General features: G+C 71.4%; 19 protein-coding genes. 8 read left to right on the top strand and 11 right to left on the bottom strand.

The window, feature by feature from the left end:
• Positions 1 to 95: 95 nt before the first annotated feature.
• Both FREUN1FDRAFT_RS29460 and FREUN1FDRAFT_RS40240 read right to left on the bottom strand, forming a co-directional pair.
• The gene (locus tag FREUN1FDRAFT_RS29460) at positions 96 to 1121 is read right to left on the bottom strand and encodes an ABC transporter ATP-binding protein (protein WP_006543958.1); all 1026 of its coding nucleotides are present in this window, start codon (positions 1119 to 1121) and stop codon (positions 96 to 98) included.
• Between the two features lie 40 nt (positions 1122 to 1161).
• Positions 1162 to 3024: an MFS transporter gene (locus FREUN1FDRAFT_RS40240; protein WP_006543957.1), complete on the bottom strand. Its 1863-nt coding sequence runs from the start codon at positions 3022 to 3024 to the stop codon at positions 1162 to 1164.
• 1007 nt (positions 3025 to 4031) lie between these two features.
• Here FREUN1FDRAFT_RS40240 and FREUN1FDRAFT_RS29450 point away from each other — a divergent pair.
• A complete protein-coding gene (locus FREUN1FDRAFT_RS29450; protein ID WP_006543955.1) occupies positions 4032 to 4943 on the top strand; it encodes a Dyp-type peroxidase in 912 nt (303 codons plus the stop codon).
• A gap of 29 nt (positions 4944 to 4972) precedes the next feature.
• Here FREUN1FDRAFT_RS29450 and FREUN1FDRAFT_RS40235 read toward each other — a convergent pair whose 3' ends face one another.
• The 3 genes from FREUN1FDRAFT_RS40235 to FREUN1FDRAFT_RS29435 all read right to left on the bottom strand — a co-directional run bounded on the left by FREUN1FDRAFT_RS40235 (position 4973) and on the right by FREUN1FDRAFT_RS29435 (position 6988).
• The gene (locus FREUN1FDRAFT_RS40235) at positions 4973 to 5473 is read right to left on the bottom strand and encodes a helix-turn-helix transcriptional regulator (protein ID WP_006543954.1); all 501 of its coding nucleotides are present in this window, start codon (positions 5471 to 5473) and stop codon (positions 4973 to 4975) included.
• Positions 5474 to 6148 carry an SRPBCC family protein gene (locus tag FREUN1FDRAFT_RS29440; protein ID WP_035954295.1) on the bottom strand — a complete coding sequence of 225 codons (675 nt, stop codon included), beginning with the start codon at positions 6146 to 6148 and terminating at the stop codon, positions 5474 to 5476. It abuts the gene before it with no gap.
• A 234-nt stretch (positions 6149 to 6382) separates the two neighbouring features.
• Positions 6383 to 6988, bottom strand: a complete 606-nt coding sequence (locus tag FREUN1FDRAFT_RS29435) for a TlpA disulfide reductase family protein (protein WP_050796090.1) — start codon at positions 6986 to 6988, stop codon at positions 6383 to 6385.
• A 113-nt stretch (positions 6989 to 7101) separates the two neighbouring features.
• Between FREUN1FDRAFT_RS29435 and FREUN1FDRAFT_RS45400 the strand changes: the two genes are divergently transcribed.
• Together FREUN1FDRAFT_RS45400 and FREUN1FDRAFT_RS29425 are read left to right on the top strand one after the other, a co-directional pair.
• Complete coding sequence (locus FREUN1FDRAFT_RS45400; protein ID WP_006543951.1) at positions 7102 to 7968, top strand: PASTA domain-containing protein; 867 nt, start codon at positions 7102 to 7104, stop codon at positions 7966 to 7968.
• 146 nt (positions 7969 to 8114) lie between these two features.
• Complete coding sequence (locus FREUN1FDRAFT_RS29425; RefSeq protein WP_006543950.1) at positions 8115 to 9098, top strand: PfkB family carbohydrate kinase; 984 nt, start codon at positions 8115 to 8117, stop codon at positions 9096 to 9098.
• A 64-nt stretch (positions 9099 to 9162) separates the two neighbouring features.
• On the opposite strand, the gene FREUN1FDRAFT_RS29420 is transcribed toward FREUN1FDRAFT_RS29425, so the two are convergent.
• From FREUN1FDRAFT_RS29420 to FREUN1FDRAFT_RS29400, 5 genes are all read right to left on the bottom strand, one after another.
• Positions 9163 to 11823: a biotin/lipoyl-binding protein gene (locus FREUN1FDRAFT_RS29420; protein WP_006543949.1), complete on the bottom strand. Its 2661-nt coding sequence runs from the start codon at positions 11821 to 11823 to the stop codon at positions 9163 to 9165.
• Positions 11816 to 12907, bottom strand: a complete 1092-nt coding sequence (locus FREUN1FDRAFT_RS43130; protein WP_006543948.1) for a hypothetical protein — start codon at positions 12905 to 12907, stop codon at positions 11816 to 11818. Before FREUN1FDRAFT_RS43130 ends, FREUN1FDRAFT_RS29420 begins: the two co-directional genes overlap by 8 nt.
• 117 nt (positions 12908 to 13024) lie before the next feature.
• Complete coding sequence (locus FREUN1FDRAFT_RS29410; protein ID WP_006543947.1) at positions 13025 to 14260, bottom strand: ABC transporter permease; 1236 nt, start codon at positions 14258 to 14260, stop codon at positions 13025 to 13027.
• A complete protein-coding gene (locus FREUN1FDRAFT_RS29405; protein ID WP_006543946.1) occupies positions 14260 to 15261 on the bottom strand; it encodes an ABC transporter ATP-binding protein in 1002 nt (333 codons plus the stop codon). Before FREUN1FDRAFT_RS29405 ends, FREUN1FDRAFT_RS29410 begins: the two co-directional genes overlap by 1 nt.
• Position 15262: 1 nt before the next feature.
• Complete coding sequence (locus FREUN1FDRAFT_RS29400; RefSeq protein WP_035954299.1) at positions 15263 to 16753, bottom strand: efflux RND transporter periplasmic adaptor subunit; 1491 nt, start codon at positions 16751 to 16753, stop codon at positions 15263 to 15265.
• Positions 16754 to 17150: 397 nt separating this feature from the next.
• Here FREUN1FDRAFT_RS29400 and FREUN1FDRAFT_RS29395 point away from each other — a divergent pair, with 397 nt between their 5' ends.
• The 5 genes from FREUN1FDRAFT_RS29395 to FREUN1FDRAFT_RS29370 all read left to right on the top strand — a co-directional run bounded on the left by FREUN1FDRAFT_RS29395 (position 17151) and on the right by FREUN1FDRAFT_RS29370 (position 22205).
• Positions 17151 to 17555, top strand: a complete 405-nt coding sequence (locus FREUN1FDRAFT_RS29395) for a PPOX class F420-dependent oxidoreductase (protein ID WP_006543944.1) — start codon at positions 17151 to 17153, stop codon at positions 17553 to 17555.
• A 619-nt stretch (positions 17556 to 18174) separates the two neighbouring features.
• Positions 18175 to 19002 (top strand): membrane protein insertion efficiency factor YidD, encoded by an 828-nt coding sequence (gene yidD / locus FREUN1FDRAFT_RS45395; protein WP_006543942.1) that lies wholly within the window; start codon positions 18175 to 18177, stop codon positions 19000 to 19002.
• A 165-nt stretch (positions 19003 to 19167) separates the two neighbouring features.
• Positions 19168 to 20268, top strand: a complete 1101-nt coding sequence (locus FREUN1FDRAFT_RS29380; protein WP_006543941.1) for an AMP-binding protein — start codon at positions 19168 to 19170, stop codon at positions 20266 to 20268.
• Entirely contained in the window at positions 20268 to 21653 is a 1386-nt protein-coding gene (locus FREUN1FDRAFT_RS29375) for an aldehyde dehydrogenase family protein (RefSeq protein WP_006543940.1), read from the top strand. Before FREUN1FDRAFT_RS29380 ends, FREUN1FDRAFT_RS29375 begins: the two co-directional genes overlap by 1 nt.
• 69 nt (positions 21654 to 21722) lie before the next feature.
• A complete protein-coding gene (locus FREUN1FDRAFT_RS29370) occupies positions 21723 to 22205 on the top strand; it encodes a thioesterase family protein (protein ID WP_006543939.1) in 483 nt (160 codons plus the stop codon).
• Positions 22206 to 22446: 241 nt separating this feature from the next.
• Here the strand turns inward: FREUN1FDRAFT_RS29370 and FREUN1FDRAFT_RS29365 are convergent.
• Positions 22447 to 22969: HNH endonuclease signature motif containing protein (locus FREUN1FDRAFT_RS29365; RefSeq protein WP_006543937.1), on the bottom strand; the 523-nt coding region annotated here is incomplete at its 5' end.

The raw sequence follows: 22969 nt of genomic DNA, 5'->3' as shown, positions 1-22969 counted from the left end.
GCCGGGTGTTGCGCACAGCCCGAATAATCTCGGAGCGGACGTACCGCAGGTAGGTACCCCGACCGTCGACGGCGAGATTGCTCTCGATCATTTATCTATCTCCTCGCGGTCGAGGCGGGGGCAGGGGTCGCGGCAGGGGCAGAGACCGGGGTCGGGTCGCTGGTGAGGGCGATGAAGGCATCCTCCAGCCCGGCACCGACAATCTCGATGTCGCAGGCGTCAGGCCAGGCGGCGAGCAGCGCGCGCAGCGCCCGGTCGCTGTCCGGGCAGGCAAGGCTGACCACATCACCGCGCCGCTCCGCCCGGGCGACCCCGGGCAGCCGGCGCAGCTCGTCGAGCGCGGAGACGTCCAGCCCGCGCACCGTGGCCCGGATCGTCCGGCCACCGACGAGTGCCTTCACCTCGGACGTCGGCCCGTCCGCGATCACCCGGCCGCGGCGCAGCAGCACGATGCGGTCCGCGAAGTCGTCGGCCTCCTCCAGGTAGTGGGTGGCGAACAGAACCGTGCGCCCACCAGCCGCCCACGCCCTCATGGCCGCCCAGAACGCGCGCCGGCTCTCGACGTCCATCGCCGCGGTGGGCTCGTCGAGCACGATCAGGTCCGGGTCGGGCAGCAGGGCGAGGGCGAACCGGACCCGCTGCCGCTGGCCGCCGGAAAGCCGGTCGGTGCGGGAGCCGGCGAGGTCGGTGACGCCGGCCCGGTCGAGCACCTCGTCGACCGGCAGCGCGCGTGGGTACAGCGACGCGACGTCGCGCAGCATCCGCCCGACGGAGACCCCTGGCAGCAGCCCGCCGTTCTGCAGCATCGCGCCGACCCGCCCGGCGGCGCAGGCCTGGCGCGGGCCGAGCCCGAACAGCGTGACCGCGCCCTCGTCCGGCCGGGTGAGACCCAGCAACATGTCGATCGTCGTCGACTTGCCGGCGCCGTTCGGACCGAGCAGCGCGACGATTTCCCCGGCGTCAACGGCCAGGTCGACGCCGTCGACAGCCCGGACCGCCCCGTACATCTTGCGTAGCCCGGACAGGCGGACACTCGCGGGAGGCTCGCTCGTCATGGTGTCGAGGGTCCTCTCCGGGCCAGCCTCACCCCAGTCATGGTCGTCACTGTTCAGCCATGACATGTGTCATGAACCATGACCCAGGCGAGTAACAGGAAGCGCCTCAGCTCCGGGACGGCGGGGCTTCTCCAGAGAGGGCTTCGGGGAGGGCTTCGGGCGACGTCCCGGTGGGCTGGCGCAGCGGAATCCGGCCGGTGAAGACGGTCGCGAGCAGCGCGAAGAAGACGAGGACCGCCAGCGACTCCCGCAACGCCGTCACGCGCGCGTCGGCGTTCTCCTCGACGATGGCGTCGACTGTCTGCTCGGGCACGCCGGCCGCGGTGAGCTTTGCCCGCAGATCTCGGTCGGAAAGAAACGGGGCGCCCTGGGCCAGCCTCACATTCGCCTGCGCGGCGAGGTCCGGCGGAACCGCCGGGTTTTCCCGAACTCCGGCGAGAAAGGACGCCGTCAGGCTGGCGATGAGCACCGTTCCGGCCACGGCGGTCCCGATCGAGGCACCCAGGTTCGTCACCGTGTTCTGCACACCGCCGACCTCCGCGCTGTGTTCGTCCGAGACGGAGGAAACGGTGACGCTGCCCAGCTGTGAGGCGAGCGCGCCGATACCCAGGCCGGCGAGCAGCAGCGGCCAGACCACGATCTGCGGCCCGGCGCCGAGGTCGAGCGCCGCGACCAGGATCACAATCCCGACGAGGAGCGCGAGAAAGCCGCCGCGGACAGTACGGCGCGGGGAGGCATGCGGAAAGGCCTTCGGGATGCCGACCGCGGCGACGAGCAACGTCACGGACAACGGAAGCAGCCAGACGCCGGTCCCGACCGCCGACAGACCGAGCGACACCGACAGGAACAACGGCACAACGAAGAAGAGCCCGGCCTGCAGAAGATACTGGAAGAAGAAGGACGTCAGGCCGCCGCGCAGGACGGGGCCGCGCAGCATCGCGGGGTCGAACAGGGACGCCCGCCCACGCGCGATCCGCGCATTCTCCCACCACAGGAACAGGCGCAACACCACCAGGCCGGTAAGCAGCAGCCAGAACGTCGGTGAGATCCCGAGCCAGGCGGGAGCACCGGCCTTGGGACGGAACAGTCCCCAGGATCCCGCCCGCAGAATGCCATACACCGCGAGGCACAGGCCGAGGGCGGACAGCACCGTACCCACCGGGTCGAGGCCATCCATCTCACCAGGCCGTCCAGCCGCGCCGGACCCACCGGACGCGCCGGACGCGCCGGACGCGCCGACCCGACCAGCTCCATCGGCCCCGCCAGCCCCGTCACGCCGCCCGGAGGGGGCCGCTGCTGGCCGTGCCGCGCTCGATGCTGTGCCCGGTGCCGCGCTCGGCGCCAGCGCCTGTTCCGGCGCGTCTGTCAGCTGGCGGGCGAAGAACAGGATGCCCAGCACGACCAGCACCTCTCCGGCGAACACCCAGCGCCAGGAGAGATAGGTGGTGAACAGGCCGCCCACGAGCGGCCCGGTCGCCACCGCGATCGCGCCCGCCGAGGCAACCAGGCCGTAGGCGCGCGGCCGGTCGGCCGCCGCGAAGTTCGACGCGACCAGTGCGACGATCGCTGGCATGATCAGCGCTGCGCCGATCCCTTCGAAGAAGGACCAGCCCAGGATGAGCACGGGCAGGTTCCCCGCGAGCGACGTCGTCAGCGACCCGCAGCCGTAGATGGCGCACCCCACGGCGAAGACCCGCCGGCGGCCGAAGACCCGGCCGATCCGACCACCTGTGATCATGAATGCCGCCATGACCAGCGTGTAGAAGGTGATGGCGGTCTGGATGCCGCTCACCGTGGTGCCGACATCCGCGGAGACCGTCGCGATCGACACGTTCATGACCGAGCTGTCCAGAGTCATCAGGAACTGCCCGGCGCACAGCGTGAGCAGCACCGTCCCACCGCCGGAACCGCCGGAACCGCCGGGGTCAGGGCCGGGGCCGGGGTCAGGGCCGTCTCCGGTCTGGGTCATAGCTGTCCTCCCCACCGAAGCATCTGGGCAGGTGCCGCCGCGGTCACCGCCATATCCGCCGCTTTTCTCCGCGTCCCGCCGATTCGAACCTCGTCGACGGATTCAGCGAGTCGACGGATTCAGCGACGAGCGCGGAGCAGCGGTCGGCCGCCTCATTGTCGATGCACCCGCCAGCCAGCACACCTGCTCAGAAACCTGAGCCGCCGCCCGGTGTCCCCTTGACAACGGAACGGCCGACCCAGCCGACGGAAGGTCGGAGCATCCACCGACGCTTGAAGGAAGGAAAAGGCGAGGAGATGAGGATTTTCCCCACCCCCACGACACCGCGGCACCGATTCACAACAAAAGGAACGAAGGTGACGTAAAGCCATCTTGACGATCCACAAAAACTGAGAATTTTGGTCGTTCGAGCAGCCAAAATCCTCAACACTTGCCCGCCAACAAACGCCAACCCGAAGCTCGCGATTCCGCGACAGGCGTCAGGACAACCAAAATCCTCCACTCTTCGGACTCGCCGTACCGCGCCACCGCGCTCGGAGATCCAGCCGCGTACTCGGTGAGATCGATCGGCTCGGGCTTTGGTGGCGCCGGAATGCCCGCCGCCTGGCCGCTGGGCCGCGCAGGGTCGCCCGACGATCCCGAGCCTTCACAGACGCCGAATAACAACGCCACCGCGAGGACACCGACAAGCCATCTAATACGCTGCCCACGAGCCTGCGTCATTTGTCCTCCTGAACTTCGGTGGGCCTTCTGCCCACATTTCCGGCGAGAACGTACCGACCAGGGCATTAGCTCGGCGTTAGCGCGCGGAGGCGACCGCGATCGCGGAGTCGGGACCCGGTCGAACGGCCGGTGGCAGGACGCCGGGGTCGATCGAGTCACGTGGCCGCTCGCCCGCACGGTGCACATCGGGCCAGAACGCCGAGCGCCGCTTCCCGCCCCTGTACTGTCTGGCACGCGTGCGGTATGCACGCGTGCCAGGTCAGATGGGGTGGAGGGCGGTACGGGTGACACAGCCGGGGATCTTCGGGCTCGGTACTCCGGAGCACTGCTATCTGGAGTTCTCGCTGCACCAGGACGCGTCCGCCGCCGATCTGGTCAAGGCGGTCGCGGGCCTGAGCGACCCGCTGTCGACCGGCGGCGGGGTGAACCTCGTCGTGGGCTTCCGGCCCGAGCTGTGGGCACAGGTCGCACCGGACGAGCTGCCTCCGGACGTCCGGAGCTTCACCGAGCCGATCGTCGGCACCGACGGTTTCCAGATGCCGGCCACCCAGCGGGATGCCTGGGTGTGGGTCGCGGGCGGCGACCGCACGGCGGTGTTCAACAACAGCCGCAACGTCATCGCCGCGCTCGCCAGCATCGCGTCGGTGGCCAGCGAGGTCACCGGCTGGGGGTACGAGCACAACCGTGACCTGACCGGCTTCATCGACGGGACGGAGAACCCGTCCCTGCTGCTGGCGCCGGGTGTCGCCGTGGTGGCGGCGGGCGGGCCGGGCGCTGGCAGCAGCGTGCTGCTGTTCCAGCAGTGGCGGCACGACTCGGACGCATTCCAGGCCCTGCCCGTCGAGGAGCAGGAGCGGGTGATCGGGCGCGCCAAGGCCGACAGCGTCGAGCTGGACGAGGACGTCATGCCCGCGACCTCGCACGTCTCGCGGACCGTCGTCGAGGAGGACGGCGAGGAGCTCAAGATCTTCCGCCGGAACACGGCCTACGGCGCCGCCACCGAGCACGGCACGATGTTCGTCGGCTTCAGCCGCGAGCAGCGAGTGCTCGACATCATGCTGCGCCGGATGGCCGGTGCCTACTCCGACGGCCTTCGCGACGAGCTCACCCGCTATTCGACCCCGGTGAGCGGTGCCTACTACCTCATCCCGTCGGTGGCCGCGCTGAGCCGCTTCGCCCCCGAAGACGAGGACTGAGCGGACAGGGGCTGAGTCAGCCAGGCCGTCTACGCCCCGGGGCGCTCGGCCGGCCGCGGCGCCGGTTCGGCGACGGGAGCGGACCGGCGTGCCCGCCGGCCGCGTGCGATCTCGGTGGCCAGCGCGTCGAGGGGCTGGACGAACTGGCCGAGTGGATCAGCGTCGCATGCAGCGGACTCAACGGGCTCGACTGGCACGGCCGCCGGGTCGACTGGCACGGCCGCCGGGTCGACTGCCCGGGAGGTCACGGCCTCCCGGGCGGCGCGCGCGAGGCGGGTGAACCAGTCCTGGGCGGCCTCGAGCCCGGCTGTGTCGAGGGCGTAGAAGCGGCGGGCGCCCGCGGCCCGCACAGTCACCAGGCCCGCGTCGCGTAGCACCCGAAGATGCTGCGAGATGGCGGGCTGGGAGATCTGCGCGTCCGCTCGCAGTGCCTCGACGACGGCCCCCACCGGCTGCTCTCCACCCGCGGCCAGCAGCTCCAGAATCCGTCGGCGGGTCGGTTCGCCGAGCGCGTCGAGGGCGAGGTCCACCTAGTTCCCGGAACCCGAGGAACCCTCGGAGTCCGAGGGTTCCTCGGGCACGGTTGTGTAGAAGGCGACCGTCCGTCCCGCGGCGTCGTGGGCCGGGCCGGGCTCGTCGCCGTCGCTTACAGCGGCGTCCGCCCAGCCGGCGGCTGACCTGCGGACGAACTCGATCCCTTCGGGCGACGTCGGAAAGGTGATCGCGATCGTCGGGTCGACCGGCGCGCCGCTTTCCAGGTGCAGGCCGAGGCCCATCAGCGCGAGGTCCCAGCCGACGCCGACCGCACCCGGGCCGAACTGCCCCCACATCTGCGGGTCGACCGGTGCCTCGTGGGCGAGCTCCAGGGTGGTGCCCTGGCCAGCCGGGGTGAGGGTGATCTCCAGCCACGACATCATCTCCCCGAACTCCCAGGTCACGGCGAACGAGTCGGGTGCGGTGCAGCGTTCGACCACGCCACCGGCGTTGCCTTCGAGCTGGTAGCGGCCACCGACCTCAAGGTCTCCGCTGACGGGCAGAAACCATCGCGGGATGCGCTCGGGGCTGGTCAGCGCCTCCCAGAGATCGAGCTGGTCGGTGGGATAGGTGCGGCGAGCCACGACGATCCTGGTCGCAGCCCCACCCCGGGTGGCGCCTCGAACTTCTCGGACTACCAGCCCGGCCGTGGCCGCGGGATCAGCGATCATATCTCCACCCTATAAGGAGAGGCTTATATTTCAAGCTTGTGCGCCTGCCGATTGTCGGGTGAGTTCAGGCGAGTTCAGCGGGAGGCACCGGCAGCAACACGTCCGGCGAGCCGCGCTGGCAGCGCGGACGAGCTCATCCGCGGTACCGCGGTACCGCGGATGGCGGAACCGCCCGGTCGATGCGGTTCCGCGGAGCCCCCCGGCACTGCGCGGTTCCGCGGAACCGCCCGGTCGTCAGACAAGCCCGGCGATGACGGCGCCGAGAGATTCGGCTGTCACGGCGCTGAACAGGCGCGCCGCGATCCGCCCGTCGGAATCGAGCACGAAGGTTGTCGGCAGGCCCGGAACGTTCCAGCGCGCCGCCACAGCGCCCTGCTCATCGACGATGTTCGGGTAGCGCACGGCGTTGTCGCGCACGAAGGCCCGGGCGGCGGCGGAACCGTCGGCCTCACGGTTCACGCCGATGAAGGCGACCTCCGGATGCGCCTGCGCCATCTCGACCAGCGCCTGCGTCTCCGCCCGGCACGGCCCGCACCAGGAGGCCCAGAAATTGACCACGGCCGGTCGGCCGCGAACGGAGGAGAGGTCGAACGCGTCTCCGGTGAGGGTCCGGCCGGACATCGCCGGCGCCGACTTCCGGTCAACCACCGGAAGCACCTCGGCGGCACCGCCCACCGACCCGCGCTCGGCGCGGCCACCCGCCGAACCACCGGCCGAACCGTCCGCCGTGCTCACCCCGGGCGAGCATCCCGCGAATGCCAGTACCAGGCCGGCCCCGACCACCAGCGCGAGAACTGCCAGGCGAGCGGATCGCGGTGGTAACCGTCGTTCGTTCTCCACAGGAGAGCACCTCATCGCCATTCCAGCCAGCCGACTTCTACAAGACGTAGAAGCTACCGAACCGGAATTGCACCGGTCTCGCGCCGATACAAGCGTCAGGTTATCCTGACATCATGAGCAAGAGCGGAAGTCCGTGGCAGGACGCCCGCCGCGCTTGGGAACACCTCGCCGGCTGGCATCGCACCCCCTCGAAACCACCCGCCGACAACCCCGACACCCCTGACAGCCCCGACAGCCCCGACAGCCCCGGAGAAGCGGCGCTGGAGGCGCTGACCGACATCGGCACGGTGCGCAGGCTGCTGGATCAGGTCGAGCTGGACGCGGTCCGCGCCGCCCGGCGGGAACGCAGGTCCTGGGCGGAGATCGCGATCCGGCTCGGCGTCAGCCGGCAGTCCGCCTGGGAGCGCTGGCACGAGCTCGACGATGAGATCGCGGGCCCACGTCCGCCCGCGGGCACCAGCGGGGAAGCCGGTGCCAAAGGCCCCGGCGGCAACGCCAGCGGCGCCGCTGGCGGCCAGTCCGGCGACGCTCCCGACGAGAACGCCACGCAGAGCCGACGGCGCTCGCTGCGCTTCGGGACGGAATCCCTGCTGGGCCGGGCGGCGAGCGAAATGCTGCAGGACGCGACCGACCAGCTTTCGGACGCGCGGCGGCGGCCACGGCGCCACTCCCGCCTCGTACCGAGCGTGATCGGCCTGTCCTGGGACGATGCGCGCGCCAAGCTCTCCGGGGTGAGCCTGATCGGGGTCGGGCCGGATCCCGACGGCCCGCCGGTTCCCGCCGACGCGCTCGACTCCGGTTCGGTCGTGGTGAGCCAGGTTCCCGCCGCCGGCACCCGGGTGGCGATCGGCACGATGGTGCGGCTCAGCCTCGGGCCCGCCGGTGGTTCCGCGGGCGTGCGCGAGCCGCGGCGGCCGGTGCCGTCGCCGATCCCCGCCCGCGAGATGCATCCCGAACCTGCCGACGAGGCGATCGGCTGACCCGCCACGAAGGCAGCGGGCACAGCCATGGCCGGTACAGCAGCGGCCACGGCGATGGCAGCCACAGCGATGGCAGCCACAGCGGGAGCTTCCTCGTCGCGGGCGCCTACCTGCTCGACTGCCTGATCAGCACACCCCGGCTGCCGGTGTGGGGGGACGACCTGCGCGCCGACGCGATCCGGACCGCCCCCGGTGGAAAGGCCCTCAACCAGGCCGTCACCCTCGCCCGGCTCGGTGCGCGGGTGACGGCCCTGGGATGTGTCGGAGCCGACGCGGTCGGCGCGGCCATCCGGGGCGCCCTCGCCGCCGAGGGCATCGACACCGCCGCGATGGCGGTCGTCCCGGGCCTTCCGACTCCGGTCTGCGTCGTCTACTCCCGTGCGGACGGGGAGAACGCCTTCGTATGGCAGGTGCCGGACGCCTTCGCCGTCACCGCCGATCTCGTCACGGCCGCCCTCGCCGACACCGCGCGGGCCGACACCACATACGCCGGCACCGCACAGGCCCGCACCACACACGCCGGCACCGCCCGCAGCGGCACCGGACACACCGAGATCGGCCCTGCCGCGCGGGCGGCGCGGCCACCGGAGGCGCTGTTCGTCACGCTCGACTCCCCTGAGCACATCGGGGGCGTGCTGAGTGCGGCCGGGGAGCACGGCCTGCGTGTGGTGGTGAATCCGGCGCCGCTGCCGGCGGACCTGTCGGTCGTCGGCGAGATCGCGTGGGAGCAGGTCGACATCCTGGTTCCCAACGAGGCCGAGGCGCGGGCCCTGCTCACGCCTCGGCGCGGTGCGCACGGGCCCGCCGCGCACCTCGCCGACGCCATCGCCGACGAGCTGGGCGCGGAAACGGTCTGCGTGACCCTCGCCGAGCGCGGGTGCGTCCTGCGGATCGACGGGAGCAGCACCGTCGCCCCCGCGCCACCCGCCGACGTCGTCGACACCACCGCGGCCAGCGACGCCTTCACCGCGGTGCTCTGCGCCCAGCTTCTCACCGGTGCCAGCGCCCAGGCCGCCGTCCGCCGAGCCCAGCACGCCGCCGCGCTCACCATCAGCCGCCCCGGTGCCTACGAGGCCCTTCCCACCCGGGCCGAGCTACGTGGCTGGCCCGACGAAGAAGGCGACCGGTAACGGCGGCACAAACCGCTGCTACCGGTAGCCTCACTCCGTCAGGTCACCGGTCACCGGTCACCGGTCAGCGGCCACCGCCTCCGCCGGGGACGCCGCCTGCGAAGCCACCGCCCGCGAAGCCACCACCGGCGCCGCCGGGGAACGTCCCGCCGCTGTTGTTGCTGCTGCCGCCGCCGCCGCCGCCGAACAGTCCGCCGCTGTTGGACGAGTCGTCCGAATCGTCGGAGGGCAACGCGGCGTTGACGTCGGCGAGGACGACCTGGTCACCGGCTTCGAGTCCAGAGGTCACCTCGGTCCGTTCGGGGCCGGTCGCGCCGATCTGCACCTGGACGGCCGTCGCCTTGCCGTCCTTCAGCACATTGACCGTGGTCAGCTGGCCAGTGCGGTGCACCGCGGACGTCGGCACGGTCAGGACATCCTTGACCTCCTTGACCGTGATCGACACGCTGGCTCCGGTGCCGTCGTAAAGGTTGGCGCTGCTCGGCTTCAGCACGATCCTGACCGGATAGGTCGTCGTCGACCCGGTGCTGCTGTTCAGCGCGCCGATCGACGACACCGTGCCGGTCAGGGGCTCCTTGACGCCGTCGACGGTGATGGTCGCCGGGTTGGACACCTTCACCGTGTCGACAGCGGACAGCGGGACCGTCGTGGTGATCTGCTTGTCGCCTTCGCCGAGCACGGTGATGGTCGCGCTCGACGAGAAGGAGCTGACCTCGCTGCCGACGGCGACCGAGATGGCGCCGACCGTCCCGCTGATCGGGCTGGTGAGCGTGGCGCCGTTCAGGTTCGCCTGGGCCACCGTGACCTGCGCGGCCGCCGCGTCGATGGCGGCCTGGTCGGCGGCGAGCTGCTCGGCGGTCGCCACCTGGGTCGTCCGCGTCGGCGAACCGTCACCCGTACCGCCGGACATCCCGCCACCGGAGGCGGCTCCGGTGCCACCGGAGCCGCTGCCACCGGAGCCGCTGAAGCCCGAACCATCGGTGCCACCGGTACCGCCAGTCGTGCCGGTACCGCCGGTGGCACCGGTGGCACCGGTCGTGGATCCGCCGGTGCCGCCGATCGCCCCACGCCCGTCCGTGCCCGGGGTCGCGTTCTGCGTCGCTGTCGAGCCGGTTCCGCCGGAGGGGCTGGCTGCCGCGGACGGGCGGCTACCGGTGCCCGTACCAGTACCAGTGCCGGTGCCGGTAACCGCACCGCTGCCGGTCGAGCCCGTCGCGGACGGCTTCGGGGAGGGAGCTGTCGAGGGCCGGCCGCCCGCACCGGAGCCGCCCGCACCGGAGCCGTTCGTGCCCGGAGCGGACGTCCCGCCGGAGGACGGCGAGGTCGACGGAGGCGAGGTCTGCGGCGCGCCCGATCCGCCGCCGGCGCTGCTCAGCGTGCTGACGGCCTTGTCGAGGTTGGTCTTCGCCGAGGCGAGACGCGAGGTCAGGGAGGCCAGGTTCGACCCGCCCGACGCACCGAACGAGCCGCTGAACCTGGTCACGAGCGCGTTGATCGCGTTCTGGCACTGCGTGACGTCGATGGTGCCGGTTCCGCCCACCTGCTGGATCTTCACGGTGTACTCGGCGCCGGCCTTCAGCCCGGTGAAGGTGTACGAGCCGGTCCTGGTCGCGATGACGGAGCCGTTCCGGCTCAGCGTCACCTTGTCCTGGTTGCCGACGGTGCCACTGATCGTGCCGGCCGTGGTCGGCGTCGCGGTGAAGGAGATCGGGGCGGGCGCGGCGCCACTGCCCACGGCGCAGCCGCCGCCCTGGGCGGTCAGCGCGGTCAGGTCGGCACCGAGATCCGCCAGCACACTGTCCAGCTCCGACTGGGCGGCGATCACGTCCTGCTGTGCCGCGGTCACCGCGGTCGCCGGCGCGCTCGGCTTCCCGGTCGTGGTCGTCGTCGCAGCCGCAGTCGCGGTCGTGGCGGCGGTGCTCGCGGCGGCGGTGCTCGCGGCGGTGCGGATGGCGGCGCCCGAGGAGACGCTCACGATGCGTCCCGCAGAGATCGTGGCCACGACCCGTCCGGTCTCCAGGCTCGTCAGCTGCACACCGGTGGAACCGCCAGACCCGGCAGACCCGCCGGAGCCGGGGGCGGTGGAACCGGACGCGGAGTTCGTCAGCAGGCTGACCGCGCCGTCCGACGACCCGGAGGTCAGGTTCGTCGACCCGCCCTGCGAGCCGCTGCTGGTGGACGTCTGCCCGGAGGCGTCGTTCGCCAGCGTCAGCTTCGCGTCGGCCAGGTTCTGGTTCGCCGCGTTGAGCGCGACCTGCAGCGCGGCCGGGTCCAGGTAGGCGAGCACCTGCCCGGCGCTGACCTTGTCGCCGATCTGCACCGGCACCGAGGTCACCGTCCCGCTGACCGGGAAGGCGAGGGTCGCCGTGTTGACCGTGCTCAGGGTTCCGACCGAGGTCAGGGTCTGGGTGACCGACGCGGTGCTCGCGGCGGCGAGCCGGTAGGAGGGGCCGTCGTCCCCGCTGGCCGCGAGCCCCGTTCCCACTCCTGCAGCGACGACCACCACCGCGGTCACCGCGACGGCCACACCCTTGCGCCGGGGCTTCGACCGGCGCCGCCGGCGCCGCACCGCAGTGGAGTCCGGCTCCGCCCGCACAGCACCGTCAGCCCGCACAGCACCGTCAGCCGCCGGCACAGCACCGTCAGCCGCCGGCACGGCACCGTCAGCCGGCACAGCACCGTCGGCCGGCACAGCACCGTGGGCCACGGCGACGTCGTCAGCCATTGGCGGTCCCGTTGCCGTTGGACCCGTTGCCGTTGGACCCGTTGCCGTTGGACCCGTTGCCGTTGGACCCGTTGCCACCGGAACCTGAGCCGGAGCCGTTGCCGCCGGCACCCCCACCGCCGCCACCGAACCCACCGCCGCCGAAGCCGGTGGTGCAGGTTCCGTTCGTGGTGTCACTCAGCACGATCCGGGTCGCGGTGACGGTACCGGTGTCGTCGGTGTCGCCGGTCACGACCGCGCACCGCCCGACCGTCGCCGCGTCGGCGGCCGCCGTGGCCGACTTGGTGTAGGTGGTGCTGCCGTCGACGAGCACCGTGTAGGTGACGGCCTCGTCGCTACCGAAGCTGGTGCCCGAGACGGTGATCGTGGAGCCGGAGATCGCGGTCACCTTGCCCGTCGCCCGGCCGCCGAACCCGCCGCCGAAGCCACCCCCACCCTGGCCACCCGGCGCGCCCTGACCACCGTTGCCGCCCTGCCCGCCCTGCCCGCCCTGCCCGCCCTGGCCACCGCCGTAGCCGCCGAAGCCCTGGGCACCCGGCGCGCCGCTCGGCATCGCGGTCGGCATACCGCTCGGCATGCCGGTCGGCCGGGTGCCGCCACCGAACCCGGTACCGCAGGAGCCGTCGGTCGACTGGCTGATCGACACGGTCGTGGCCGTGAAGGATGTCGGCATGGCCGTCGGCTGCGCCGTGGACCGCGCGCTGGGCGTGCCGGAGGCCTGCGTGCCACCCGTGGACGCGCTCGCCGCGGTGACGCACACGCCGGTCGTGACATCGCTGAGGGCCGCCGAGACCGTCTGGGTGAAGGTGGTGCTGTCGCCGAACTTCACCGCGACCTGGCCGGACTGCTGGTTCTGCACCTGCATGGTGCCCGAGTCGACCGCCGCGATGAGGCCGGACGCGGCCGCGCCGCCGGCCCGGCCGCCGCCGTTGCCCTGCCCGCCCTGCCCGGTCTGCCCGCCGCCCTGCCCGGCCTGCTCGCCCTGCGCGTTGGACGTCCCGGAGGAGCCACCGCAGCCGGCCAGCACAGCGGTCAGCATGGCGGCGGACGCGACCGCGACGGCGACGGACGCGCGACGACGCATGGGACGACGTCCACCCGTCGATGACCCGGATGACTCGGTCGACGGCACGGACCCGGTCGATGGCACGGAAGTGGGAACCTGGCCAGTCATGTTCTTTGTCCTCGTCATGGTGGGTGACTAGTCGCTGCGGAGCGCGTCGATGGGAGCCAGTCGGGCGGCCCGGCTGGCGGGGTAGACACCGAAGGCGACGCCGATGGCCACGGCGACGGCGAGGGAGCCGAACACCGCCCACCAGACGATGGCCACCGAGTTGTCGATGAACCGGGGCAGTACCAGGGCCCCGGTGATGCCCAGCAGGGCACCGACCGCGCCGCCGACGAGGCTGAGCATCGACGCCTCGATGAGGAACTGCCGCCGGATCGCGGCGGGCGGTGCGCCCAGGGCCTTGCGCAGGCCGATCTCACGGGTGCGCTCGGTCACCGAGACCAGCATGATGTTCATGACGCCGATGCCGCCCACCAGCAGCGACAGCGCCGCGATGCCGGCCAGCAGCACGGTGAGCGTCTTGCTCACGGACGTCGCCGTGTCGAGCAGCGACTCCTGGGTGGTGATCGTGAAGTCCGCACTGGACGAGTCCGTGATGCTGTGTTGGTTCAGCAGCAAATTGGTGGCTTCCTGGTAGGCCGCCGACAGCGTGTCCGCCGAGTTCGCCTTGATGTAGATGGTCGAGACCGAGTTGCGGGTCGTCCCGCCGAAAAGCCGGTTCGCCCCGGTCGACATCGGCACGATGGCCTGGTCGTCGAGGTTGCTCGAGCTGTCCGACCCGGCCGAGTCGAGCACCCCGATGACCTGGAACGCGATGTTGTTGATCGTCACGCTCTGGCCGACCGGGCTGCGCCGGCCGAACAGCTCCGTCGCCGTGTCCGTGGCCAGGACGGTGACCGCCGCCGACTGGGCTTCGTCCGTCGTGGTGATGAAGCGGCCCTCGGTGAGGGTGCGGCTGCGCACGGACAGCCAGTCCGGGGTCGTGCCGACCACGGTGGTCGTCCAGTTCGTCGAACCGTTCAGCAGCGACATGGAGCTCTGCTTGATCGGGGCGACGCCCTCGATGTCGGGGGCGGCCGTCTTCGACGTCAGCGCGGTCGCGTCGGACGTGGTCAGTGTCGACGAGGAGCCGAACCCGCCGCGCAGGCCCGTCGAGGAGTCCGTCGAGCTGCCCGGCGAGACGATGAGCAGGTTGCTGCCCAGGGAGTTGATCTCCTCGCCCACCTCGTCCTGCGCACCGACACCGAGGCCCACGGTGAGGACCACGGCGGCGATGCCGATCAGGATGCCGAGCACCGTCAGCCCGGACCGCAGCCGGTGCGTGCGGATGGCGTCCAGCCCGGTGCGGAGTGTCTCCAGCCAGCCCATCAACGGGTCGCCGCCTGAGTCGCCGGCTGGACGGCCGACGGGGTCGCCGCGGCGGGAGCCGAGCCAGCCGCGGAGTCGGAATCGATCAGCCCGTCCCGGATCCGAAGCACCCGCCGGGCCCGGTCGGCCACCTCCTGCTCGTGGGTGATCAGGACGATCGTGCGGCCCTGCGCGTGCAGCTCGTCGAAGAGGTTCAGCACGTCGCGGGTCGCCGTCGAGTCGAGGTTGCCGGTCGGCTCGTCGGCGAGAATGAGGGACGGGTCGCCGACCAGCGCGCGGGCCACCGCGACCCGCTGCTGCTGGCCGCCGGAGAGCTCACCGGGCCGGTGCTCGACCCGATCGGCGAGACCGACCCGCTCCAGCGCGGTGACGGCCCGGCCGCGGCGGACGTCCCGGCGCTCCCCCCGGTAGACCAGCGGCAGCTCGACGTTGCGCCAGGCGGACAGCGACGGCAGCAGGTTGAACTGCTGGAAGACGAACCCGATCCGGCGGTTGCGGATCTCGGCCAGGTCCTCCTCGGACATCGCGCTGACGTCCTCGCCGGAAAGCCGGTAGGTGCCGCCGGTGAGCACGTCGAGGCAGCCGATGATGTGCATCAACGTCGACTTCCCCGAGCCGGACGGACCGACGATGGCGACGTACTCGCCCTGGCCGATCCGGGTCGAGACACCGCGCAGCGCGGCGACGTCCAACGCACCGGCCCGGTAGGACTTGGACACCTGGTCCAGCTCGATGACCGGTGTCGCGGTCGCGTTCGCGGTCGCAGTCGCGTCCGCGGTCGCGGCGCCCAGCGGCACCCGAGCCAACGGCATCGTCGCCGGCTCCTCGTAGGTCACCGGGGTGAACTGGGACGGGACGTCCCGGGACTCGGCGCCCTTGGCCCAGATGTCCGTGGTCGAGGAGTCCGTGGTCGAGGTGTCTGCCGTCGGCGTGTCCGCGAGCCCCTGCCGGGGTGACTCGGCCGCCGCCGCGCGCTCACGCCTGCGCGATCTCCTGGCCATGTCAGTTGCCCCCGCCGGGGAAGCCGCCCCCGCCGCCGGCCGCTCCCCCACCCGGGAAGCTGCCGCCACCGGGGAAGCCGCCGGTGCCGCCACCGAAGCCGCCGTAGCCCTGGCCACCGTTGCGGTTGGTTGTGCCGCCGCCGGTGCCGGTACCGCCGGGAACCACGCTGATGACGTCGTACTTCACCTGATCGCCCTCGGACAGGCCGGACACGATCTCGGTGTAGCCGCCGCTGGCGGTTCCGGTGGTGACCTCGCGGGTCGTCGTCGAGTCACCGGAGACGAGCTTCACGATGGACTTGCCGTCCTGCTGGGTGATCGCGCTGGTCGGGATGACCAGGACGTTGCTGAGCTGCTTGTAGATCAGGGTCACGGTCGCGCTGGCGCCGGAGTGCAGGCCGGTGGGGCTGCCCGTCACCTTGATCACCACGGGGAAGGTCGCGGTCTGGCCGGAGCTGGACGCGATCAGACCCACCGACTCGACCGTTCCGTAGATCGTGCTGCTGGTCCCGCTCGCGGCCGCGCCCGAACCGGTGCCGGTGCCCAAGCCGGTGCCGGTGCCCGAGCCGGTGCCGGTGCCGGTGCCCGAGCCGGTGCCGGTGCCCGAGCCGGTGCCGGTGCCGCCGCCCGTCGTGCCGCCGTTGCGACCCGCGAACTGCCCGAAGCCTCCGCCGGTGGTGGAGGACGAGGAGCTGCTTGAGCTCGGCACGATCGTCGCCTGGTTGCCCTTGGCGATCAGGTCGACGCTGTTGGAGTCGACGGTCGCGTTGACGATCCACGAGTCGGTGCTGATGACCGTGATCTGCCCGCTCGTCGACGTGGTGGACGTGCTCCCCGAACCAGTGGACGTCCCACCGCCCGAGCCCGCTCCGCCCGTTCCGCCCGTGCCGCCGCTGCCGCCGCCGGACGACCCGGAGCTGCTCGAGGAGCCGGAGACCTGCTGCCCGACCACGAGGCCCATGCTCGTCACGACGCCGTTGACCGGCGAGGTCATGGTCGCCCCGGCCAGGTCCTCCTCCGCCGAGGTGACGCCGTCCGTCGCGGTCGTGACCGCCGACTCGTCGGCGGCGAGCTGCTCGCTGGAGGCGTCGGCGCTCTCGTCGGAGGCGAGCTTCTCCTGGGCGTTGGCCAGCGTCAGCTTCGCCTGGGCGAGGCTGGCGGCCAGCGAGGCCGAGTCGATCGTCGCCAGCTTCTGGCCGACGGTCACCTTGTCGCCCTCGATCACCAGGACACTGGTGACCTTGCCCGACGCCGGGAACGTCAGATCAGACTGGGTGGCGGGTGCGATCGTGCCGGTCGTGGAGATCGACTGCTTGATCGTACTGAGCTCCGCCGTCACCGTTCGCGAGGTGACAGTCGGCGTCGCCGCGTCCGCGTCGTCGGATCCACCACGGGTGACCGCGTAGATGATGATGCCGGCGGCGATGACCACCACCACGATCAGCGCGACCAGCAGTCGACGGCGCGCAGCCAGCCGGCCCACGAATGTCATGACCGGACGCATGGGGCCGGTATCTGTCTCTGCACGTTCGAGAGCCTCTCGAGGGCAGCTGTGGCCAGCCCGTGCGGAATCTATGTGTAGGCTATGAATCACCGTTTCTGTTGTTTAATGCATGAATTTGTGCTGGTACGCCCATGGGCACCCGGATCACCTTGGATCGGACGGCGGGCAGACGTTGATCCCGCCCCGGAATACCGCACACCGAATCCACAGCGACACCACCGGATCGACGAACATCCACCGATCACATGCGAACACCGACAGATCGACCACGCAGGCGAACCGACGTTCCCTCCTGATGCGCTGCCGGACCGAGTCCCGGCGTTCCGTGGCCAGTTCCCGGGACGGCGCTTGACCTGAAGCCTGGTTGAGCCTGCAGGATCAGCGCATGATCTTCACCACCGTCGAACTCGCGTATCTGGCCGGGCAGCGCCTCGGCCGGCTGGCCACCGTCGCGCCGGACGGCACCCCGCAGAACAGCCCGGTCGGTTTCCGGCACAACGCCGCCACCGACACCATTGACGTGCACGGGTACAACCTGGGCGCCAGCCGCAAGTTCCGCAACGTCGCCGCGACCAGGGTGGTCTCCCTCGTCGTGGACGACATCGCATCGGTCGACCCCTGGCAGGTGCGCGGGCTGGAGATCCGCGGGGAGGCCGACGCCGTCACCAGCGAGGATCCCCCGGAGGTATACATGAGCCCGGAGGTGATCCGCATTCGTCCACGGCGGATCATCAGCTGGGGAATCGACCCGGAAGCGCCCGGGATGCAGGCGCGCAGCACCTCATCCTGAATCCGCGCACGGCTGGCGGCGACTGATTCCCGTTGGTCCGGGGTATGCCCGAGCTGCAATGAACCTTTTCCGTCGCCAACGCGGACTCGCGGCATCCCTGGCCGTGGACCGTGAGGGGGAAAAGGCTCGATCCGGCCGGAACTTCCTCGATGACATGGCGTTTCATGCGCCGGGGGGAGCAGAGATGGCGTACCGGAAGAGCACCCGATTCCCACTGCTGATCGCCGCTGCCGCACTCGGTTCGACTCTTTCCGCGGCGCCCGCCCTGGCCGCGCCGGCGTCACCGCCACCTGACCGCGTGCCCACCGCCGCCGGCTGTTACTGGCGTCATGTGAGCGGCCACTGGGTCTGGGCGGCCGGCCACCGGCGCTGGGTGCCCCCGCGATCCGTCTGGGTCTGCGGGCGAGGGTAAGCCCCGGCCCGGTCGGCGGCCCACCCGCCGACCGGGCCGACCGCCCGTTCTCCGACCGCCCCTCGCCCGTTCTCCGACCGCCGTTCCCCGACCACCCACCCGCCGGCGGAACCTGCCACCGGAACCGCCTGCGTAGGAGCCACCGGCGGCGATACGGTCAGCTGCGCCGCGTCGCCTGCGGCACAGGTGAGCCGGAGGCGCCCGCGCATGCAGGTCCAGACGCCGTGCCGCGACCAGCGGTCCGCACCGACACCCGCGCGGCGCACGACCGCGAAGCCCACGACCACCGACCGCACGGCCATCGACCACACGGCCACTGACCGCACGACCGCCGGCCACGCCACCGCCGACCGCACGGCCACAGAACCCACGGCCACGGAACCCACGGCCGTGGAGGTGTTCCCCGCGATCGAGGACTCGGCCGGCGGCGGCCCCGGGCCGGACGAGCAGCGTCGTGGGCGTGGACGCGGACGGCGACTCAGGCAGCGGCTTGCGCGATGGCGTGCTCGGCGGCGCGAGCGGCGCCGTGGGCGGCGGCGCTCCTCGGCCGATGCCGACGACGGATGCGACGCTCTCGACGCGTGTGACGGTTGTGACGCCTGCGACGGTTGCGACGGACTTCCCGCCTTTCTCGCTCTGTCGACCTGGTTCACCGTGCTGTCGACGCTGGCAGCCGCCGGTGCCCGCCTTCGCCTCGGCCACACCGCGGGCACCAACCGCACCGGACGCACCGGACGCACCGGACGCACCGGACGCACCGGGCAACACGCCGGCCACGCCAGTCACGCCGGACACACCGGTGGATCCGTCGCGCGGTCGGCGTCCGTCCGCGGTGTGCTCGGGGCCATTCACCTGTACCAGCGGTTCGGGTCGCCGCGGATGCGGGCGCGGTGCCGCTACACGCCCACCTGCAGTGCCTTCGCCGCCACAGCGATCACCCGCCACGGGCTGGCCGACGGAGCCGCCCTGACCGCACGCCGGCTGCGCGGCTGCCGTCCGGGGGTCGTTGCGGGCACCGCCGACCCGGTTCCCTAAGCCCCGGCGGCAGCAGCAGCGGTGACGGCCGGCAGGCTGCGGGCGGTGACGGGGCCGTGTCGGTCTTACCTCGCGGGGAAGAACCAGAACATCGCGGGATGTGAGGGGACAGGTGGTCCGACCTGCCTCCCGTGCGGCCGCGCCGTCCGCTTCGAGGGAGGTCCCATGCCGCTCCTGGCCGACAAGGTCCTCGATCTGCCGTTTGATGTCGTGCCCGACCCGGAGGAGTTCATCCGGGCGGCGATGGAATGGCATTTCAACCCTGCGACGGGCTCCCCGTTCTGGCTGCGGCGAGCGGAGTCCCTCGGGTTCGACCCGCGGGCCGAGATCCGGTCCCATCATGATCTCCGGCGTTTTCCGAACGTCCTGCCCGATCTGCGGGACGTCCACGCGGAGGATCTCATTGCGCGGGGGTACGGCGACCGGCCGGACGTCGCGGGGTTCTTCGAGAGCGGCGGTACCACTGGCGCACCGAAACGAGTGGTCCTCATGCGGGAGTGGCAGGACCGCCTGCTGCGCTTCCACGAGGACGTCCTCGACCGGCACGGCATCGCGCGCGGGCTGAACTGGCTGGGTGTCGTCCCCTCCGGGCCGCACATCATCGGCGCGCTCTTCCGGCTGATCACCGAGCGGCACGGCTCGTACGTGTTCACCATCGACCTCGACCCGCGCTGGGTGAAGAAGCTCCTCGCCCAGCGGCGCCTCAGCGACGCCGACGCCTATGCCGAGCACATCATCGACCAGACCGCCGACATCCTGCGCCGGCAGAACGTCGGCGCCCTCAACATCACCCCGCCACTGCTCGAGCGCCTGTCCCGGCGCCGGGACCTGGTCGACCTGGTGAACGAGAAGGTGCGCGCCATCATGTGGGGCGGCGCGCACATGGACGCCGACACGCTGGCGCTGTTCCGCACCGAGGTGTTCCCCGAGACGATCTTTTTGGGCCAGTACGGGAGCACCATGTACCTGGGCTCCGCCGCCGAGCGGCCGAACCTGCCGGTGGAGGCGCCCTGCATCTTCGACCCGTACTCGCCGTACCTCACCTTCGAGGTCGTCAACCCGGACACCCTCGAGCGCGTCGACTACGGGGACCGGGGCCAGATCCTCGCCAGCCACGTCAGCAAGGGCTTCCTGCTGCCGAACAACCTCGAGCGGGACATGGCGACCCGGATCAAGGCGCTCGACGGCACCGTCGGTGACGCGGTCGCCGACGTCGCCCCGGTCGCGACCTTCGAGAACGAAGCTGTCATCGAGGGGGTCTACTGATGACGTCCGCGGTCACGTCCCCGGTCGAGCTCGCCGCTCTCGGCCCGGCCGGCGAGTTCCGGACCAGAAACCAGCAGGCGATCATGGATGTCGCAGGTGCACAGGTCGCCCAGCTCAGCCTCGTGCCCCCGCTGTACGTCCACCGCACGGTCAGCCAGCTGCGCGCCGCGGGCGTTCTGCCCGCCGATGCCTGGACGGAGATCCTCACCGAGGCGGCGAAGCTCTTCGCGAGCGCGACCATCGGCGGGCTGACCGTCGGGGAGTACCAGCGGCTGGTCAGCCGCGTCGGCGGGCTGCCGATCTCGACCGTGCGGGGGGCGACGAGCTCCACCGCCGAATGGATCACGAAGGCCGCGGACACCGTGGCCCGGGCGTGCCCGGTGGGAACGGCCAGCGACTGGCGGGATCCGTCCACCTGGCATGGGCGGGCGGTCTGGGCCCGCCGCGGCGAGGTGTTCGCGGTCCACGCCGCGGGAAACCATCCGGGCACGCATGCCCTGTGGCCGGAGGCGCTCACGTTGGGGTACCGGATCGCCGTCCGCCCCTCGCGCCGGGACCCGTTTACCCCGCACCGGCTCATCACCGCGCTGCGCCTCGCGGGCGCGCCCAACGACCAGGTGGCGCTGCTGCCCACGGATCACAGCGGCGCCGACGCCATCCTGCAGGCCGCCGACCTCGGGATGGTCTACGGCGGCGACGATGTGGTGAGCCGCTTCGGCGCCGACCCGACCGTCCTCATCCAGGGGCCGGGACGGTCGAAGATCCTCATCACCGCCGACGCCGACTGGCGTGATCACCTGGATGTCGTCGTCGACTCGGTGGCCCGCGGCGGGGGCACCGGCTGCGTCAACGCGACCGCGGTGTTCGTGGAAGGCGACCCGGCGCCCCTGGCCGAGGCCGTCGCCGACCGGCTGGCCCGCCTGCCGAGCCTGGCCCCCGAGGAGGACGCCGCCGCCCTGCCGGTCCAGCCACTGGCGAGCGCCCGGGTCGTCGAGGAGTACCTGGCCCGCAAAGCCGCCGGCACCCGCGCCTGGCTCGGCGGCGACGGCATCGTCGACGGGCTCGGGGACGGCAGCGCGGTGCTGCGGCCCGCCGTCCACGAGCTGGACTCGCCGACCGCCGCGCAGGCGGGGATCGAGCTGTCGTTCCCCTGCGTCTGGATCGCTCCCTGGACCCCCGACGCCGGCATCGCCCCGCTGCGGGACTCGCTGGTGCTCACCGTGATGACCCGGGACGGCCGGCTGATCGACCATCTGCTGAACGAGCCGACCATCCGGAACGTCTACCTGGGCGACCAGCCCACCGTCTGGATGGCCGCGGGCGTCCCGCACGACGGGTACCTCGCCGACTTCCTGATGGAGAACAAGGCGTTCGTCCGGAGCTGAACGAGACCGGGACGAGACCCACGCCACGCTGATCGCCCCGGCGCCGCGGGACGCGATAGAAGGGGAGCTATGGGAGCGAAGTACGACCCGGCGCGGATCCAGCTGGCGAACTACCCGTTCGCACTGACCATGCAGCCGCGTTTCGGTGACATGGACAGCCTCGGCCACGTGAACAACGTGGCCATCGCGGCGCTGTTCGAGGAGGCCCGCATCGCGATGAACCGGGCCCTGCTCGGCGCGAACCACGGCGGCCTGCCCCACGAGCGGCGTCCCCTCCCGGTGGTCGCGGCCCGGGTGGAGATCGACTACCTGGGCGAGGTCGCCTACCCCGGTACCTACGAGGTCGGGGTCGGCATCGGCCGGCTCGGCAACACCTCGATCCTGCAGGTGTGCGGGCTGTTCGAGGGCGAGACCTGCCTGGCGCTGTGCGACACCGTCATCGTGCACCGGTCGGAGAACGGCCCCGCCCCGGTGCCCGAGCGCGTCCGCAGCGTCCTGGCGTCCATGTCCTTCCCCGCCTCCACCCAGGTGCCGGCCGGTTCTGGAGCCTGACCAACCGATGCGCACCTTTATCGACGGGTGCATCAGAAACCGCTGGCGATGATTCCATGGTGGCGGAACGTCATCCCGTTCATGTACTGAGACCGGCACATCGTCGTCGCCTGTGACGAGCGGGCAGGCTGTTGAGCTGAGGCCTGCACACCGACCACGCTGACGTCGTTCATAAACGACCTCGTAATCCCGTAGTTGACGTCCTGTCGCCGACCGTTCCCTTTTACCGGGGGTCGGTTGTTCACCTCGACTGGTCGTTTCCACCCGACATACCAAGGTCGACGGTGGTGCTCTCCCCGTCGAGGTACGAATGCGGCCGCACCTCGTACCGGCGGCCGGTCGGACTCGTCCACCGGAACACCCCCGGCCAGGGCTGGGTCACCTGCCATCGGCTGTGATGACGCACCCGATGATGCCGCCTGCACAACGGCCCGAGGTTCTCCACCAGGGTCTTCCCGCCCCAGGCGTAGGGCCGGGTGTGGTCCAGATCGCAGCGCCACGCCCGGCGTGTGCAGTGCGGGAACATGCAGCACGGGTTCCGGGCCTGCACATGCCGTTTCTGCCCCGGACTCGGATACCGCCGCTCTCCCAGCTCCACGAGATGACCCTGCTGGTCTGTGAGCATCCGCCGCCATGTCGACGTCGGCCGCGACGCGATCTCCCGCGCCACGGTCGCGGGGATCGGCCCGTACCCCACCAGCTCCCCCGACTCTGCATCCAGGCCGAGCAGGGTTCCGATCGGAACGATCACCTGCACGTCCGCG

It is taken from the genome of Parafrankia sp. EUN1f (assembly GCF_000177675.1).
Taxonomy (GTDB): Bacteria; Actinomycetota; Actinomycetes; order Frankiales; family Frankiaceae; genus Parafrankia.
Note: the sequence above shows the minus strand (reverse complement) of the source record. Positions and strands in the feature narration are given on the sequence as shown.

Coding starts and splice junctions, on each gene's coding strand:
- FREUN1FDRAFT_RS29460 (WP_006543958.1), bottom strand. CDS start 1,121: ATGTCATGGCTGAACAGTGACGACCATGACTGGGGTGAGGCTGGCCCG.
- FREUN1FDRAFT_RS40240 (WP_006543957.1), bottom strand. CDS start 3,024: ATGACCCAGACCGGAGACGGCCCTGACCCCGGCCCCGGCCCTGACCCC.
- FREUN1FDRAFT_RS29440 (WP_035954295.1), bottom strand. CDS start 6,148: ATGATCGCTGATCCCGCGGCCACGGCCGGGCTGGTAGTCCGAGAAGTT.
- FREUN1FDRAFT_RS45400 (WP_006543951.1), top strand. CDS start 7,102: ATGAGCAAGAGCGGAAGTCCGTGGCAGGACGCCCGCCGCGCTTGGGAA.
- FREUN1FDRAFT_RS29420 (WP_006543949.1), bottom strand. CDS start 11,823: ATGGCTGACGACGTCGCCGTGGCCCACGGTGCTGTGCCGGCCGACGGT.
- FREUN1FDRAFT_RS43130 (WP_006543948.1), bottom strand. CDS start 12,907: ATGCGTCGTCGCGCGTCCGTCGCCGTCGCGGTCGCGTCCGCCGCCATG.
- FREUN1FDRAFT_RS29410 (WP_006543947.1), bottom strand. CDS start 14,260: ATGGGCTGGCTGGAGACACTCCGCACCGGGCTGGACGCCATCCGCACG.
- FREUN1FDRAFT_RS29405 (WP_006543946.1), bottom strand. CDS start 15,261: ATGGCCAGGAGATCGCGCAGGCGTGAGCGCGCGGCGGCGGCCGAGTCA.
- FREUN1FDRAFT_RS29400 (WP_035954299.1), bottom strand. CDS start 16,753: ATGACATTCGTGGGCCGGCTGGCTGCGCGCCGTCGACTGCTGGTCGCG.
- FREUN1FDRAFT_RS29395 (WP_006543944.1), top strand. CDS start 17,151: ATGATCTTCACCACCGTCGAACTCGCGTATCTGGCCGGGCAGCGCCTC.
- yidD (WP_006543942.1), top strand. CDS start 18,175: ATGCAGGTCCAGACGCCGTGCCGCGACCAGCGGTCCGCACCGACACCC.
- FREUN1FDRAFT_RS29380 (WP_006543941.1), top strand. CDS start 19,168: ATGCCGCTCCTGGCCGACAAGGTCCTCGATCTGCCGTTTGATGTCGTG.
- FREUN1FDRAFT_RS29375 (WP_006543940.1), top strand. CDS start 20,268: ATGACGTCCGCGGTCACGTCCCCGGTCGAGCTCGCCGCTCTCGGCCCG.
- FREUN1FDRAFT_RS29370 (WP_006543939.1), top strand. CDS start 21,723: ATGGGAGCGAAGTACGACCCGGCGCGGATCCAGCTGGCGAACTACCCG.